The following is a 15,649-nucleotide window of genomic DNA, read 5'->3' on the forward strand; positions in this document are numbered from 1 at the left end:
GGGCTGGTTCCCTGCATCATGCGGATTGATGCAGCCATGCAAAAGGGGCTGACGCTCGAACTCCGTTCCGTGATGCGCGACGATGACTTCGTTGGTCTTTGTGTTGAGGTGGACGATGCCTTGATATCCGGATACGGAATTATCAAGATCCAATTACTTTATATCTCGTCACGTCAATTGTGACGAATGCCTGTTTCGGAGGGGGCTGAGCATAAGCTGCGTCTGCGAGTGTTGCGCTTATTCCAGGATTCATATCCTGTGACCTTCAGTCCATTGAAGAGATCTCTATCCGGAAGTACTTTGGGTGATCTGCGAGTGGGCGCTTATCGAACATCGTCTTGGACAGCGTCCATGCTCGTTCAGGTGTCTGTCCGGGGATCAGAGGTTTTAATGCCCTCTCTACGTATGTAGTAGAGCCTCCATCATCTTCGATCTTTTGAAATTGAGCGGAGGCTGCAGCGTTGATCCTGCGTTCTTCCAGCACAAAGGTTAAAGACGTTTTGACAAGGCTTGGTGTCCAAGTGCATGGTCCGCGGCCATAGTAGTCAGCAACTTCCATCCCATCTTTAAACACTGTGCTGGTGAACTCGTTGTCGCTGATGCGCTTTACGGGGAACTCAACTGACTGCTGCTGCGGAGCGTACTGCACCCCCTCGTAATTGTTGATCGGGGGGAGGCAGAGTGGGTTTATCTCGTATGTGACGAAGACCTTTGGAGTAGGAGTGTCCACCGGAGCATCGTGGACCCTGATCGCAATCGGCAGCGCATCCCTGGGCGCGGGATTTTCGCGGTAGACCGGGTATGAGCGTTCCTTGTTGCAGCCTGCAACGGCCAGTGTGATCAAAGCGATCAACGCAACGTGAGCAACGGGCGGGAGGGATTTCAGCATGAGCGGGCCATGTCGCTGATTGAGGTGGCACGGGGGTGCGCCGGTACAGGGCTGCTACGGCGCAGGGTTCTCTGTGCGTGAGAATGCCGGTGCGCTTTCTCTGGATCTCATGGAACTACTTCCTCAGCCAGTGTGGAGATGTCGATTGGGAAGTATTCCTTGCGTTTTTCTTGTGGCATCTTCTCGTACCAACTCGAAGGCTCGGTTGGTGTCCGCTCTGGCGATTGTCCTGTGGTCATGGGGGGCAATGCGCGCTTTACGTAAGCAGTGAAGGTTCTCCCGCCCTCAATCTCAGTGAACAGTGCTGCGACGGACGCGCGGATTGGGCGATCATCAATGACGAAGGCGAACGAAGCTTCCATGAGAACCGGTGTCCATGTGCACTGACCGCGCCCGTAGTAGTCGGCGACTTCCATTCCGTCTCTGAACATCACACTGCTGAACTCAGTTGCACTGAGGCGGTGTGCTTGAAGCTCAACCTTGTGCTGGTTGGGTTCGTACTGCACCCCCTCGTAATTGTTGATCGGGGGGAGGCAGAGTGGGTTTATCTCGTACGTGACGAAGACCTTTGGAGTAGGAGTCTCCATCGGAGCATCGTGGACCCTGATCACAATTGGAAGCGCATCCCTGGGCGCGGGATTTTCGCGGTAGACCGGGTATGAGCGTTCCTTGTTGCAGCCTGCAACGGCCAGTGTGATCAAAGCGATCAACGCAACATGAGCAACGGGCGGGAGGGATTTCAGCATGAGCGGTCCATGTCGCTGATTGAGGTGGCACGGGGGGCGTCGGTGTTCCATTGCTCTGTGGCATCTGACTATAGGACCCGTTCCCGCCGCGCTCCAAGGTCTCAGACGTGCGGGCGTCTCAATTGCAGGCGGGAGGATGCCCCCGGGCTTCAGGCGCCTGCTAGCGGGCTGTGAGCAGTGACTGCTGCAGCCATGCATCCAGTTGCGCACTGGTGAAGGCAGGGTTTTCCAGTGTCGAGATATGTCCGGCATCAGGTACCGCCTGCAGACGGCATCCGATCAGGTCGGCCATCTGCCGTGCTTCTGTCATCGGGCGTGGCAGGTCGTGTTCTCCGCTCATGATCAGCGTTGTTTCCGCATCCAGGTCCTTCAATGCAGCCAGCCGATCCGGGCGGCCGAAGATCAGGCGGCCCAGCGGCACCACCGAGGCCAGCAGGCGTTCGCGTGGCCATGACAGCAGGCGCTGCTGGAACTGGAGGCGAAGCGGATCATCAGCGGCGATGGAGGGGCGGAAGAACAGCGGCACGATCTGCTCGGCCATGGCGGGAGGGACGCAGCCGAGGTGCTCGATCAGGTCGAGCATCGCGAAGTAGCGCGCGCGCGAGTCATCGGGCTCGGCACCGAGGAAGGTGTCCATCAGCACCAGCGAACGGACCTGTGCGGGGCGTTGCAGGGCCAGTTCCGCAGCCCACATGCCGCCGACGGAAAGCCCGACAAGTGCGTACTGATCGATGCCCAGGGCATCCAGCAGCGCGCCGGTTTCGCGTGCCAGATCCGCCGGCGTGGTGCAGCCTTCCGGCAGCAGGGCATCATTGCCGTGGCCGGGCAGCTCGGGAATGATCAGCCGGTGGCGTTTGCCCAGCGCATCGATCTGCGGTGCCCACATCGTGGCGTCCCAGAGATAGCTGCCACCGAGGACAACGGGAAAGCCGGTTCCGATATCACGGAAGGGAAGCAGGGACATGGCAGCGCTCCAGGGAAGGGAGCCTCAAGCTGCGATGGCGCGGTGGACGCGTCTATGGCTGGGGATCGCAACGGGGATGATGTGTTAGGTCAAGTGGCAGTTACGCCAAATGTGCGCGTAAATGGTTTGCTCGTGTCGTGTGTAGTGAAGCCGTTACCCACCCGGTCCACGCCGATTGCGACAGTGAGTGCGGCAGGGCGCCGGTAGCGGCGACGCAGCCCCGTCACCGCTACCCGGACACTGCGAGGGTCAACCGCGTGCCAACGCCAACAGCCGTTCGGCAATCCGTTCCAGCGGCACCTGTTCCTCGGCCGCGCCCAGCTTGAACGCGGCACCGGGCATGCCCCAGACCACGCTCGTCGCCTCGTCCTGGACCAGGGTCGGTGCGCCGGCCTGGCGCATTTCCAGCAGGCCACGTGCACCGTCATCGCCCATCCCGGTGAGGATGGCGCCGATGGCATTGCCGCCGGCGCTCTGTGCCACCGAGCGGAACAGCACGTCCACCGCCGGCTTGTGCCGGTTCACTGCCGGGCCATCGTCGACACGGCAACGCCAGCGCGCACCGTCGCGGATGATCCGCAGATGCTTGCCGCCGGGTGGCAGGTAGGCATGGCCGGGCAGCACCGCTTCACCGTCGCTGGCCTCGCGTACGGCCATCGCCGAGTGGCGGTCCAGGCGCTCGGCGAAGGCGCTGCTGAAGCTGGCCGGCAGGTGCTGGGTCATCACCACGGCGGGAGCGTCGGCCGGCAGGCCTTCCAGCACCACGCGCAGCGCTTCGGTGCCGCCGGCTGAAGAACCAATTGCGATCAACCGGTCGGTGGTGCGGAACTGCGGTGCGGCCGGGCGCATCGAGGGGGTTGCGTCCAGTGTGAGCTTCGGCATTGCAGCGCGCACCAGCGGACGCACCCGCGAGCGCGCCGCCATCTTGACCTTGGCGATGATCTCGTCGGCGTAGCCCTGCAGGCCACGCGCCACGTCCAGCTTCGGCTTGGAGACGAAGTCCACTGCGCCCAATGCCAGCGCCTGCAGGGTGGTGTCGGCGCCGCGCTCGGTCAGCGAGGAGATCATCACCACCGGCAACGGGTGCAGGCGCATCAGGTTTTCCAGGAACGCCAGCCCGTCCATGCGCGGCATTTCCACGTCCAGCGTGATCACGTCCGGGGCCAGGCGCTTGATCTTCTCGCGTGCCAGCAACGGATCGGCGGCGGTGCCGACCACGTCGATGGCCGGGTCGCTGGACAGGATCTCGGTGAGCATCTGGCGCACGACGGCGGAGTCGTCGACGATCAGGACCCGGCAGGGGGCGTTGCCGGTCAGGGTCATTCGAACAGCTCCACGCCGCCGGTGACCGGGGCCTTGGACAGGCGTGCACGCACCGCCGATTCGGTCGCGGCTACTTCGGCTTCATGCGCATGTGGCAGGCGCTGCACGACCACGCGGCCGGTATCGGCGAAGAACCAGATCTTGCGCGGATGGATGCCGCACAGGTCCTCGGCGATGATCGGGATGTGCTCGGCCTGCAGGTACTGGCGCACGAACTCGGCGTTGCGGGTGCCGACCGGATTGCTGGTGAAGCCCTTGAGCACGTTGGCGCCACCGAACACCTTGGCTTCGATGCGCTTGCGGTGGGCACCACGCTTGAGCATGTCGTTGATCAGCAGTTCCATCGCATAGCTGCCGTAGCGTGCGGGCGCACCGTCGCCGGCATTGCCTTCAGGCAGCAGGAAGTGGTTCATGCCACCGATCTTCAGCACCGGGTCGCGCAGGCAGGCGGCCACGCAGGAGCCCAGCGTGGTGGTCAGCGCGGTGGTGTCATCGACCACCAGGTACTGGGTCGGCAGCAGCTTGGCCGCGATGGTCTGGAAGCGCGCATCCTGGTAGCGCATCACATCGTCGGTACGCAGCGAGGCGTTCATGCGCCGGCCTTTGCCGCGCGGCGGTACAGGGTGCGGCCGCAGGGCTGGATCAGGTCGGCGGCGTGCAGGTAGTTTTCCGAGTGGCCGGTGTAGAGCAGGCCGTCGTCGGCCAGGTGCTGCACCAGCCGGCCGAGGATGGCGCGCTGGGTCGGCTTGTCGAAGTAGATCATCACGTTGCGGCAGAACAGCGCATCGAACGGGCCGCCGACGTCGTAGCGCGGGGCAAGCAGGTTCAATGGGCGGAACTCGATCAGCTCGCGCAGCGCGGGCAGCACGCGGCACTGGCCTTCGTTGGGACCGCTGCCACGCTGGAAGTAGCGGCGGCGCAGGTCCGGATCGAGGCTGGTGACGCGATCGATGTTGTAGACACCACGGCCGGCGGTGGCCAGCACCTGGGTATCAACGTCGGTGGCGATGATGCGCACCGGTGGCTTCAGGGTGCCGAAGGCCTCGCAGGCGGTGATCGCCATCGAATAGGGCTCTTCGCCAGTGGATGCCGCGCACGACCACAGCAGCAACGGCGTGCGGCTGGAGCGCTGCTGCAGCTCCTCGCGCAGCTTGTCGAAGTGGTGCGGCTCGCGGAAGAACGAGGTCAGGTTGGTAGTGAGTGCGTTGGTGAACGCCTGCCACTCGTCACCGTCTTCCTGCTCCAGGTGGTCCAGGTACTGCTGGAAGCTGCGCATGCCCAGCGTGCGCAGGCGGCGCGACAGGCGGCCATAGACCATGTCGCGCTTTGCCGGCGCGAGCGCGATGCCCACGCGCTGGTAGATCAGGTCGCAGACGCGGCGGAAATCACGGTCGGCGAACTCGAACTCGCGCGGGCCGGTAACGATGGGAGTAGGGCTTTGCACGGGGGACGTGTCCATCGGCGGGGGCGGCGGCCGAAGCCGCCGCAGGTGGGTCTCAGAATTCCTGCCAGTCGCTGTCGCTGGCGGCGAACGTGCTGGTGTTGCTGCTACGGCGCGTCGATGCCGGTGCCGGTACCTGCGTTTGGCCCGGTTGCGGACGTGCCACAGCGGCGACGCGGGCCGGCTCGACATGCGCGGCCACGGCCTGCATCGCGGCCGCGACCTGATTGTCGAGGCGGAAGATCGCCACGGCGTCGGCCAGCTGGCCGGCCTGGTCCTCCATCGCACGTGCGGCGGCGGTGGCTTCCTCCACCAGCGCCGCATTCTGCTGGGTGGTCTCGTCCATCTGCACCACGGTCTGGTTGACCTGCTCGATGCCGGCCGACTGTTCCTGAGAAGCGGCGGAGATCTCGGCCATGATGTCGGTCACGCGCTGCACCGAGGCGACGATCTCGCCCATGGTTGCGCCAGCCTTGTGCACCAGCGCCGAGCCATCGTTGACCTTGCCGACCGAATCGTCAATCAGGCCCTTGATCTCCTTGGCGGCAGCGGCCGAGCGCTGGGCGAGGGTGCGCACTTCGCTGGCGACCACGGCGAAGCCGCGGCCCTGCTCACCGGCACGGGCGGCTTCCACTGCAGCGTTCAGCGCCAGGATGTTGGTCTGGAATGCGATGCCGTCGATGACGCTGATGATCTCGGCGATCTTCTTCGAGGAGGCTTCGATGGCCGACATGGTGGTGACCACCTGGCCGACCACGTCGCCGCCCTGCGAGGCAACGCCATGGGCGCCGATGGCGAGCTGGTTGGCCTGGCGGGCGTGCTCGGCGTTCTGGCGCACGGTGGAGGTCAGTTCCTCCATCGAGGCGGCGGTTTCCTCCAGGTTGGCGGCCTGCTGCTCGGTACGGCGCGACAGGTCGCTGTTGCCGGAGGCGATCTCGCCAGCGGCGAGGGTGATGCTGGAAGCACTGGCCTGGATCTGGCCGACGATCTGGGTCAGCTGCGAGACCGTGCTATTGGCATCGTCGCGCATGCGCGCGAACACGCCCTGGTAGTCGCCGTGCATGCGCGCGGTCAGGTCGCCTTCGGCGATGGCCGACAGCAGCTGCGAAAGCTTGCCGAGGTTGTCATCGCTGACCGCCATCATCGCGTTGAGGTTTTCCAGCATCAGGCGGAAATCGTGATCGAAGCGCTGCGCGTCGCCACGGCGGCTGAAGTCGCCGGCTGCGGCGGCGCTGGCCAACTGCTTGATCTCGGCGTTGATGCGGCCGAGGTTGGCCTTGACCGTGTCTACGGTGGTGGTCATCGCGGCCTTCTCGCCCGGATAGCGCGCGATGTCGCGGCTGAGATCACCGACCGCGTACTGCTGCACCACGTCCAGCACATCGTGCAGGGTCTGTACGTGGCTGCCGACCAGGGTGTTGGTTTCCTGCACCATCAGCCCGTACTCGCCGGGGAAGGCGCTGGCGTCGATGCGGTAGCTGAGTTCGCCACCATCGTGGCGGCGGGCCATTTCGCGCTGGCCGGTGATGACCGCATGCAGCTGCTGCTGCATGCCGGCCATGGCGTGCAGCAGGCGGCCGGTTTCGTCGTGCGGCTGCGCGCCGATGTGGCTGTCGAGCTTGCCGGCGGCGATACCTTCGGCCACGGCCGTGGCCTGCTTCAGCGGCACTGCGATGCGGTTGCCGATGAGCCAGCTCAGGGCCAGTACGATCAGCACCAGCACGCCACCGGAGACCGCCATGATCGCGGTGAACACCAGCGCCTGCTTCTGCACGTCGTCCATGTAGACGCCGCTGCTGACCACCCAGTTCCAGGGCGCGAACAGGCCGGCGTAGGCGACTTTCTCGACATCGCCCTTGCTGCCCGGCTTGGCCCAGCGGTAATTGACGAAGCCGCCACCAGCGCGGGCGGCTTCGACCTGGTTGTAGTAGATGCGTACACCGTCGTCGGTGCGGAAGTCCTTCATGTCCTTGCCGACCAGGTCCTTGCGGAACGGGTGCATCAGCAGCCGGTAGCCGGTGTCGTAGACGTTGAAGTAGTAGGTATCGTTCTCGGCACGCATCACTTCCAGGGCCTGCAGCGCGGCGCTCTTGGCCGCCTCTTCGCTGAGCTCGCCGGTACCGGCCAGGCGGTGGTAGTGCTGCAGGATGCCGTAGCTCAGTTCGACCTGGGTCTTCAGCGCGGTCTTGCGGGTCTCGGTGAGATCCAGGTACTGCATGCGGGCGGCGATCACCGAGAGCGCGATCACCCCGAGCGCGATGAGCAGCGTCAGCAGGTTGAGCTTGCGCCGGACGGAAAGATTGCTGAAGTAGTGTTGCCAGCGATGCAGGAGATTCATCGAGCAGGACCAGGTCGAAGCGGGCGGGCGGCGCCGAGCCGGCCAGCGGCGGGATACGCCGTGACAACCCCGTTATCGGCCGCGGGAGCGGGGGATTGAGGCGCGGTGTCCGAACGTATTCAGGTTTCCTTGCAGCGGCGGCTGCGGGGCTGCCTGCGGCAGGCTGGTTTTGTAGCAACAGCAAGAGCAACAGCAACAGCAACAGCGGTTGGTCGGCGCTGGATTGTCAGTAGGTGGCTGGGCCGGGGTGGGCAGGCAGGACACGCCGTAAACCCGTCCATGGGGGCTCGATGGCGCCATCCATGGCGCCAACGGTCCTGCCTGCCCACCCCGGCCCAGCCCTCCCGGCATTTCGGTGTCGGACGGCAAGGGCGTTGGGTTTCCAGGTGGAAAGAGGGGTCAGATCCGTTTTCCTGCGGAAAACGGATCTGACCCCGGAAGCGACCGGGCTTTTGCTTCTCGCGCTTCCTTCTTCAATCCGGGGCGCGCGCTCTCCACGGCCACCCCGAGGGGCTTCGCCGTTGGCTGGATATCCGGATACCCCGAAACGAAAACGCCCCGGCGCAGGGCCGGGGCGTTCTCGTACGTCCGATCAGGCCGGAATCAGAATTCCTGCCAGTCTCCATCGGCCAGTTCGGTCGCCATCGGGCGACCACCCGCCATACGGCGGGCCGGCGGGGCAGCCGGGGCCGGTGCTGCCGGTGCGGCGGCACGCGGAGCCGGGGCAGTGACACGCGGCGGGGCCACCACGGTATCGGCTTCGTCGACCACGAAGATCGACACCGCTTCGCTGAGGTGGCCGGCCTGTTCTTCCATTGCACGCGCGGCGGCGGTGGCTTCCTCCACCAGCGCCGCATTCTGCTGGGTGGTCTCGTCCATCTGCACCACGGTCTGGTTGACCTGCTCGATGCCGGCCGACTGTTCCTGCGAGGCGGCGGAGATCTCGGCCATGATGTCGGTCACGCGCTGCACCGAGGCGACGATCTCGCCCATGGTCGCGCCAGCCTTGTGCACCAGCGCCGAGCCATCGTTGACCTTGCCGACCGAGTCGTCGATCAGGCCCTTGATCTCCTTGGCGGCAGCGGCCGAGCGCTGGGCGAGGGTGCGCACTTCGCTGGCGACCACGGCGAAGCCGCGGCCCTGCTCACCGGCACGGGCGGCTTCCACTGCGGCATTCAGTGCCAGGATGTTGGTCTGGAACGCGATGCCGTCGATGACGCTGATGATCTCGGCGATCTTCTTCGAGGAGGCTTCGATGGCCGACATGGTGGTGACCACCTGGCCGACCACGTCGCCGCCCTGCGAGGCGACGCCATGCGCGCCGATGGCGAGCTGGTTGGCCTGGCGGGCGTGCTCGGCGTTCTGGCGCACGGTGGAGGTCAGTTCCTCCATCGAGGCGGCGGTTTCCTCCAGGTTGGCGGCCTGCTGCTCGGTACGGCGCGACAGGTCGCTGTTGCCGGAGGCGATCTCGCCGGCAGCCGAGCTGATGGCACGGCTGGACTGCTTGATGCGGGTGACGATCTCGCTCAGCTGCGCGGCGGTCGCGTTGGCATCGTCGCGCATGCGGGCGAACACACCCTGGTAGTCGCCATGCATGCGCACGGTCAGGTCGCCCTGCGACAGTGCGGCGAGCAGGCTGGAGATCTGTTCGATGCTGCCGGCGTTGGCGTCCAGCAGGCCGTTGATCTGCTGGGCCAGCTGCAGGAAGAAGCCTTCCTTGTCGGAGGCATCGATGCGGCCGGACAGATCGCCAGCGGCAGCCTGGGCGATCACGCGGGCCACTTCGGCTTCAACCTGCGCTTCCTGGGTGCGGTCGCGCCATTCCACCACGTAGCCGACGGTGTCGCCGCCTTCATTGCGGATGGTCGAGACCACCTGGGCGAACTGGGCATCACCGTACTGCATCGGGCGACGGGCGACGCCGTGCGCCTTCAGGTTGTTCAGCAGGGTCTGGTCCATCTCGCCGCGGTGTTCAAGCACGGTGACCGGCTTGCCGATCAGCGAGGCCTGCGCATCGAAGTCCGGCAGGTCGCGGCGCACTTCGTCCTGGTACTGGCTCAGGGTCTGCTGCAGGGCGCGGTTGCTGTAGACAATGGTGTTGCTGGTGTCGGTCAGGTACACGCCGGTCGAGCTGTAATCCAGCGCGGTGCGGATGCGCAGGTTCTCGCGGGCGATGGCCTGGTCGGTCTCGATGCGCTCGCGCAGGTCGCGCTGCATGCGCTGCATGGACTGCATCAGTTCGCCCACTTCGTCCTGGCGGCTGACGTCGATGTGGCCATCGAGCTTGCCACCGGCCACGTCGTTGGCAACCGAGACGGCGCCACGCACGCTGCCGACCAGGGCGCGGGCAAACAGCCACACCAGCACCAGGCCGAGCGCGGCGCCGCCCAGCAGGGCGATCACGGTCAGCACGGCCGAGGCGGAGTAGGTGGATGCGGCCTCTTCGCGCGAGGCGCGGGCGAGGCGGTTGTCTTCGGCGATCAGCGCTTCCAGCGCCGAGGCGGCCTTGCGGTGCTTGGTGCGGGTTTCGCCGACGAAGGTATCGATGGCGTCGTCCGGCAGGTCCAGTTCCAGCATCTCGGTGACGCTGTCATAGGAGGCCAGGGCGTCCTTCCATTCCTTGGCGAAGGTGTCGAACAGCTTCTTCTGCTGCGGGTTGTCGACCAGTGCCGGATAGCCCTTGATCGACTTGTCCATGCTCTCGCGCAGCTCCACGGCCTGCTTGCGTGCATCGGACTTGACGTCGTCGCTGGCGCGGATCAGCTGCTGGTAGGCGGCATTGCGGTATTCGCCCAGCATGCCGCGCATCTCGCCCGCCATGCGGATGCTTTCCATGCGCGAACCCGCCAGCTCGGTGGTGACGTTGTTCAGCGAATGCAGGCCACGATAGGCGACGATGCCCTGCAGCAGCATCACCAGCAGGATGACGCCGAAGGTCAGCATCAGCTTCGGCATCAGTTTCAGGTTGTTGATCCACGGCATGGGCGTTGCAGGCTCCTAAGGCAGACGCGCCCGGGCATCGGGCCCGGTTGCAGCAGGAACCACGCCGGCACCAGGTCCGGCGTGGCTCGACGAACAGCGGATTACTTGATGTTGGCCAGCTTCAGTGCCGACGGCGAGCTGACTTCGATTTCCGCACGCGACGCGTCGCGCTGGATCTTGCCGATCACGCAGACGGTCTTGCCTTCCAGGGTTTCCAGCGGGAAGGAGAACTTGCCGCGGTTCTCACCGGCGATGCGGGCCGAGAAGGTGTGGCGCGGGAAGGCACCGCCCATGTACAGGAAGGTCGGCTGGCCTTCGGAACCTTCTGCGTAGCGGGCCTTTTCGACCTTGCCACAGACCATGCCGTCCTTGCCGACCGAACGCGGTGCCATTTCCGGCGGGATCATGTCGGCCGACTGGGCGAAAGCAGAGGCGGCGGTGGTGGCCAGGACGGCGGCCGAAACGAACGCAAGCAGGGACTTCATCGAGGGGTATCTCCGGGGATGGTAACGGTCGGGCCGGTCCTGCGCGCTCCTGCGCGGCCGGCTTCTGTCCCCCTATCGGCATCGCCGCGGGGAACTGAAGGGTTTTGTGACTGGAACGTGAAGCAGTTCCGTTTGCTCAGGCAGCGACGTCTTCGGCGAGGCTGGGCTGGCCCATGTCGGCGCTGTCGAGGAGGGTCTCGATGTCCAGCAGGATCAGCATGCGATCGTCGTGGGTACCGATGCCGGAGATGAAGCGGGTATCGACGGCGGCACCGAATTCCGGGGTCGGGCGGATCTGCTCGGCCGACAGCGGGATCACGTCGGAGACGCTGTCGACGACGATGCCGACCACGCGGTCTTCCACGTTCAGCACGATCATCACGGTGAAGGCGTCGTAGCGGGCATTGTCCAGGCGCAGCTTGAGGCGCAGGTCGATGACCGGGACGATGGTGCCGCGCAGGTTGATCACGCCCTTGATGTAGTCGGGGGCATCCGGCACGCGGGTCACCGCGTCGTAGCCACGGATTTCCTGCACCTTGAGGATGTCCACGCCGTAGTGTTCGTCACCGAGGGTGAAGCTGAGGAATTCGCCACCGGCGCTGGCGGCGGAGCTGGTCTTGTCGTTCATCGAGGGGTCCTGGTTCTGCCGGAAGTCCCGGTGTCAGGCTCGATATCGGCCCCGCTGGGGGGGACTTTAGGTGCCAGGCAGTGCCGTGGATGGGGTCAGATCCCTTTTCCCTTTTCAGGGAAAAGGGATCTGACCCCGGCATGCGTTCCAGGGTTGCCGGCCAGCCGCCGGCACCACCTGCTGCCCTGGCCTCAGAGCTCGCCGTTGCGGCGTGCCTTGCGCTGGCGGTCGATGCGGAAGATGTAGCGCTGGATGGCGCTGTCGGCGCCGCGCGGCAGGCTTTCGAAACGCATGCCCACGCGCTTGACCTCGATGCCATTGGGCTGGCGCTGCGGCAGCAGGTTGCAGACCACCAGCTCGATGTCGAGGTCGGGGCCGTCCGGCAGCGACAGCTGTGCCGGATAGCGCTTCTGCAGGCCGAACACCGCGCAGTCATTGGGGACCACCACGGCCAGGCCACCGCCACTGATGTCCACCACCCGCATCGACAGGGCTTCGGCGCGCGCTTCGCCGGGTGGCAGCAGCAGCTGGGGCGAATCGGTGACCGGGGTCTCCAGCCGGTACAGCTCGCGGCGCTGCAGGTGCACCAGTTCGTCCGGCAGCGGGGCGCGGAAGGCTACGTGGCCGTCGTTGTCTACGCGCTGCAGTTCGTGCAGGCGGAAGCGCACCAGCACCCGTTCGAGCTGGGCGAAGCACAGCAGGTGATCGGACTGCTCGGCGGCGCGGTTGGAGGCCTCCTGCGGGCTGCCATCGAGCAGCAGGTAGTCCTCGTCTTCGTCGAGATCAAGCAACGCAGTCGGGAACGAACGGTCGCGGCCGTCGATATGCGCGTTGATCAGTGATCGCTGGTCGATCAGCGAGCGCAGCAGCTGGCGCAGCTGACGCGGGTTGCGGACCAGGAAACGCTCGTCAGCGGCGTCGGCCGCGTGGACATCATGCACTGCAGTGTCGTTGCCGTCGGACATGGATTTTACGGTCAGGGGCGGGCGCCAGCACGCGTTGGTGCGAGGCTCGATGGGGATATCGGCCTCTGCACCGGATTATGAAGTGAGATTTGCATCACTTTCCATGCATGAAGGGTCGGGGCCCTTTCCCGTGGGAAAGGGATCCGGCTCCGTGGCTCTCGGCATCGGTAGATCCACGCCATGCGTGGATGCTTTCTGGGTGGGGTCAGAGCCCTCTCCCAGGGAAGAGGGATCCGACCCCAGTGTCCTCAGAACTCCTGCCAATCACCCTCGGCAGCCAGCGCCGGCTGGGCGGCCGATGCGCGCAACGGTCGTGCCGGTGCTGCCTTGGTGGCGGGCAGGGCAGCCGCGACCTGGCGTGGCTGCGGCGCATTCGCCAGCCGTGCCGGTGCAGCGGCGACGCTCTGCGATGCCAGCCGGAAGCGGGCCACGGCTTCACCCAGCTGCACGGCCTGGTCTTCCATCGCACGTGCGGCGGCGGTGGCTTCCTCCACCAGCGCCGCATTCTGCTGGGTGGTCTCGTCCATCTGCACCACGGTCTGGTTGACCTGCTCGATGCCGGCCGACTGTTCCTGCGAGGCGGCGGAGATCTCGGCCATGATGTCGGTCACGCGCTGCACCGAGGCGACGATCTCGCCCATGGTGCTGCCGGCCTGGTGGACCAGGCTGGAGCCTTCGGCGACCTTGCCGACCGAATCGTCAATCAGGCCCTTGATCTCCTTGGCGGCAGCGGCCGAGCGCTGGGCGAGGGTGCGCACTTCGCTGGCGACCACGGCGAAGCCGCGGCCCTGCTCACCGGCACGGGCGGCTTCCACTGCAGCGTTCAGCGCCAGGATGTTGGTCTGGAATGCGATGCCGTCGATGACGCTGATGATCTCGGCGATCTTCTTCGAGGAGGCTTCGATGGCCGACATGGTGGTGACCACCTGGCCGACCACGTCGCCGCCCTGCGAGGCGACGCCATGGGCGCCGATGGCGAGCTGGTTGGCCTGGCGGGCGTGCTCGGCGTTCTGGCGCACGGTGGAGGTCAGTTCCTCCATCGAGGCGGCGGTTTCCTCCAGGTTGGCGGCCTGCTGCTCGGTGCGGCGCGACAGGTCGCTGTTGCCGGAGGCGATCTCGCCGGCAGCCAGGGTGATGCTGGAGGCGCTGGCCTGGATCTGGCCGACGATCTGGGTCAGCTGCGAGACCGTGGTGTTGGCATCGTCGCGCATGCGCGCGAACACGCCGTTGAACTGGCCTTCCATGCGCGCGGTCAGGTCGCCGGCGGCGATCGACTGCAGCAGCTGCGAGAGCTGGCCGAGGTTGCCGTCGGCGACCTGCATCATGGTGTTGAGATGCTCAATCATCAGCTTGAAGTCGTGCTGGAAACGCTGTGCGTCGCCACGCTGGCTGAAGTCACCGGCGGCGGCCGCTGCGGCCAGTTGCTGGATCTGCGAATTGATCGCCAGCAGGCTGGCCTTGGCCGCATCCATGGATTCGTGCAGGATCGCGCGGCTGCCGGGCAGGCGGCGTGCATCCGGGCTGAGATTGCCGATGGCGTACTGGTTGAGCACGTCGATGGCATCGCGGATGGCATCCAGGTGCTCGAAGATCACCGTGTTGATGCCGCCGGCCAGCTGGCCATAGACGCCCGGGAAGTCTTCCGGGATACGGTGGCTGATGTCAGGTCCAGCATGCATTTCTGCCATCAGCTGGGTCTGCTCGGAGAAGCGACGCAGCATCGCGGTCATGTCGGCGGTGGCGGCCAGCATCTTGCCGGCTTCGTCCTTGCTGGTGGCCTGGGTGCTGACGCTCAGGTCGCCCCGGGCGACGGCCTGGATGGCATGAACGGCCTTGCCGAGCGGACCGGTAACGGCGCGCGAGATGACCGTGGCCAGCGCGGCGGCCACCAGCGACAGCAACACGATGCAGCCGACGATGGCGATCATGCTGGTGCGGTGGGTGGCATTGGCATCGGCGATCTTGCCGTCCATCAGGCCGGCGATGTGGGTGCCCAGGGTCTTCATCGCGGCGAACAGGTCCCGGCGCGCCGGACGCGACTGCTCATCGGAAATCTGCTGTGCGAGGGTGCCATCGCCGGCGGCCACGGCTTCGCGCATGGCCTTGTTGGCAGCGAAGTAGCGATCCAGCTGCGCGCTGGCTGCACGATACAGTTCACGTTCCTTGGCCAGTGCCGGCAGCGCCGAGTAAGCGGCCAGCTCCTCGTGCACGGTCCTGGCGGTGTCGTCCATGCGCTTGTTGTAGTCGGCCACCTTGTCGGGCTGGTCGAGCATGCTCAGCAAGGCCAGTTCGTAGGTGCGGAATTCGCCCAGCTGCGAGCGCGCTTCGCCCAGGTGCTGGACCGAGGGAATATCGTTGCCGGCCATCTCGCCGAGCTGCTTGTTGGCCTCGCTCAGGCGTAGCAGGGCGAAGGCGCCGAGGACCAGGGTCATCAGCGTGGTGAGCGTGAACCCCACGGCCAGCTTGCGGGCGATGGGCAGATCTTGGAACCACTTCATGCGGGGTGCTCCAGGTGGGCAGAGTGCCGGCGGCGGTGCGCCGGCTGGGGGTGGTTGCATCGCGAACGGTGGTGCCCGGTGGGGGTTCGGTGACGGCCGTCATTGCGGAATAACGGCGCAAGCTGCGCGGACTTTATGGACGCAGATCACATTCGGTTGCGTAGGGGTGGAAGCGCGAAAGTGCTGCAGTGGCAGGGCTTTCGCTTGAGTGGGGTGGTTGCGCGCGAAACCATGGTGGCGACGAAGTTCACGGAATGGGCGGCGCCGCCAGGCGGGGGTCAGATCCCTGTCCGCAGGAAAGGGATCTGACCCCATCGCGGCCCCATCGCCGGAACGCGCGCAAACAAAAACCGCCACCCCTGGGGGCGGCGGTTCAGTGCAGGCTTGCAG

13 protein-coding genes are annotated in these 15,649 nt (G+C 65.6%); 1 reads left to right on the forward strand and 12 read right to left on the reverse strand.

Translation table 11 applies throughout. The features are described 5' to 3' along the window. Window positions 1–18 precede the first annotated feature (18 nt). Window positions 19–183 carry a hypothetical protein gene (locus B9Y64_RS22015; RefSeq protein ID WP_157804535.1) on the forward strand — a complete coding sequence of 55 codons (165 nt, stop codon included), beginning with the start codon at window positions 19–21 and terminating at the stop codon, window positions 181–183. 82 nt (window positions 184–265) lie between these two features. Here B9Y64_RS22015 and B9Y64_RS22305 read toward each other — a convergent pair whose 3' ends face one another. From B9Y64_RS22305 to B9Y64_RS17125, 12 genes are all read right to left on the reverse strand, one after another. Next, window positions 266–889 carry a hypothetical protein gene (locus B9Y64_RS22305; protein ID WP_238379928.1) on the reverse strand — a complete coding sequence of 208 codons (624 nt, stop codon included), beginning with the start codon at window positions 887–889 and terminating at the stop codon, window positions 266–268. Window positions 890–996: 107 nt separating this feature from the next. Continuing rightward, window positions 997–1,635, reverse strand: coding sequence for a hypothetical protein (locus B9Y64_RS17075; protein ID WP_100441730.1), 639 nt, complete (start codon window positions 1,633–1,635; stop codon window positions 997–999). Window positions 1,636–1,795: 160 nt separating this feature from the next. Next, entirely contained in the window at window positions 1,796–2,599 is an 804-nt protein-coding gene (locus B9Y64_RS17080; protein ID WP_100441731.1) for an alpha/beta fold hydrolase, read from the reverse strand. A 249-nt stretch (window positions 2,600–2,848) separates the two neighbouring features. After that, window positions 2,849–3,922 carry a protein-glutamate methylesterase/protein-glutamine glutaminase gene (locus B9Y64_RS17085; protein ID WP_100441732.1) on the reverse strand — a complete coding sequence of 358 codons (1,074 nt, stop codon included), beginning with the start codon at window positions 3,920–3,922 and terminating at the stop codon, window positions 2,849–2,851. Then, entirely contained in the window at window positions 3,919–4,515 is a 597-nt protein-coding gene (gene cheD / locus B9Y64_RS17090; RefSeq protein WP_014037083.1) for a chemoreceptor glutamine deamidase CheD, read from the reverse strand. The genes B9Y64_RS17085 and cheD overlap by 4 nt, the downstream gene beginning before the upstream one ends. Further along, window positions 4,512–5,381, reverse strand: coding sequence for a CheR family methyltransferase (locus B9Y64_RS17095; RefSeq protein ID WP_014037084.1), 870 nt, complete (start codon window positions 5,379–5,381; stop codon window positions 4,512–4,514). Before B9Y64_RS17095 ends, cheD begins: the two co-directional genes overlap by 4 nt. Before the next feature lie 37 nt (window positions 5,382–5,418). After that, window positions 5,419–7,701 (reverse strand): methyl-accepting chemotaxis protein, encoded by a 2,283-nt coding sequence (locus B9Y64_RS17100; RefSeq protein WP_100441733.1) that lies wholly within the window; start codon window positions 7,699–7,701, stop codon window positions 5,419–5,421. Window positions 7,702–8,304: 603 nt separating this feature from the next. Continuing rightward, on the reverse strand, window positions 8,305–10,683 hold the full coding sequence (locus B9Y64_RS17105) for a methyl-accepting chemotaxis protein (protein ID WP_100441734.1): 2,379 nt from the start codon (window positions 10,681–10,683) through the stop codon (window positions 8,305–8,307). A gap of 101 nt (window positions 10,684–10,784) precedes the next feature. After that, window positions 10,785–11,168, reverse strand: coding sequence for a hypothetical protein (locus B9Y64_RS17110; protein WP_075674549.1), 384 nt, complete (start codon window positions 11,166–11,168; stop codon window positions 10,785–10,787). Window positions 11,169–11,304: 136 nt separating this feature from the next. Beyond that, a complete protein-coding gene (locus B9Y64_RS17115) occupies window positions 11,305–11,796 on the reverse strand; it encodes a chemotaxis protein CheW (RefSeq protein WP_100441735.1) in 492 nt (163 codons plus the stop codon). 191 nt (window positions 11,797–11,987) lie between these two features. Then, window positions 11,988–12,761, reverse strand: a complete 774-nt coding sequence (locus tag B9Y64_RS17120; RefSeq protein ID WP_100441736.1) for a flagellar brake protein — start codon at window positions 12,759–12,761, stop codon at window positions 11,988–11,990. 248 nt (window positions 12,762–13,009) lie between these two features. Then, window positions 13,010–15,259: a methyl-accepting chemotaxis protein gene (locus tag B9Y64_RS17125; protein WP_100441737.1), complete on the reverse strand. Its 2,250-nt coding sequence runs from the start codon at window positions 15,257–15,259 to the stop codon at window positions 13,010–13,012. Between the last annotated feature and the right edge of the window lie 390 nt (window positions 15,260–15,649).

It is taken from the genome of Stenotrophomonas maltophilia, assembly GCF_002799245.1.
Lineage (GTDB): Bacteria > Pseudomonadota > Gammaproteobacteria > Xanthomonadales > Xanthomonadaceae > Stenotrophomonas > Stenotrophomonas maltophilia_S.

Excerpts from the sequence above, each read along its gene's own strand:
- B9Y64_RS22015 (WP_157804535.1), top strand. The coding sequence starts at position 19 with ATGCGGATTGATGCAGCCATGCAAAAGGGGCTGACGCTCGAACTCCGT.
- B9Y64_RS22305 (WP_238379928.1), bottom strand. The coding sequence starts at position 889 with ATGCTGAAATCCCTCCCGCCCGTTGCTCACGTTGCGTTGATCGCTTTG.
- B9Y64_RS17075 (WP_100441730.1), bottom strand. The coding sequence starts at position 1,635 with ATGCTGAAATCCCTCCCGCCCGTTGCTCATGTTGCGTTGATCGCTTTG.
- B9Y64_RS17080 (WP_100441731.1), bottom strand. The coding sequence starts at position 2,599 with ATGTCCCTGCTTCCCTTCCGTGATATCGGAACCGGCTTTCCCGTTGTC.
- B9Y64_RS17085 (WP_100441732.1), bottom strand. The coding sequence starts at position 3,922 with ATGACCCTGACCGGCAACGCCCCCTGCCGGGTCCTGATCGTCGACGAC.
- cheD (WP_014037083.1), bottom strand. The coding sequence starts at position 4,515 with ATGAACGCCTCGCTGCGTACCGACGATGTGATGCGCTACCAGGATGCG.
- B9Y64_RS17095 (WP_014037084.1), bottom strand. The coding sequence starts at position 5,381 with ATGGACACGTCCCCCGTGCAAAGCCCTACTCCCATCGTTACCGGCCCG.
- B9Y64_RS17100 (WP_100441733.1), bottom strand. The coding sequence starts at position 7,701 with ATGAATCTCCTGCATCGCTGGCAACACTACTTCAGCAATCTTTCCGTC.
- B9Y64_RS17105 (WP_100441734.1), bottom strand. The coding sequence starts at position 10,683 with ATGCCGTGGATCAACAACCTGAAACTGATGCCGAAGCTGATGCTGACC.
- B9Y64_RS17110 (WP_075674549.1), bottom strand. The coding sequence starts at position 11,168 with ATGAAGTCCCTGCTTGCGTTCGTTTCGGCCGCCGTCCTGGCCACCACC.
- B9Y64_RS17115 (WP_100441735.1), bottom strand. The coding sequence starts at position 11,796 with ATGAACGACAAGACCAGCTCCGCCGCCAGCGCCGGTGGCGAATTCCTC.
- B9Y64_RS17120 (WP_100441736.1), bottom strand. The coding sequence starts at position 12,761 with ATGTCCGACGGCAACGACACTGCAGTGCATGATGTCCACGCGGCCGAC.
- B9Y64_RS17125 (WP_100441737.1), bottom strand. The coding sequence starts at position 15,259 with ATGAAGTGGTTCCAAGATCTGCCCATCGCCCGCAAGCTGGCCGTGGGG.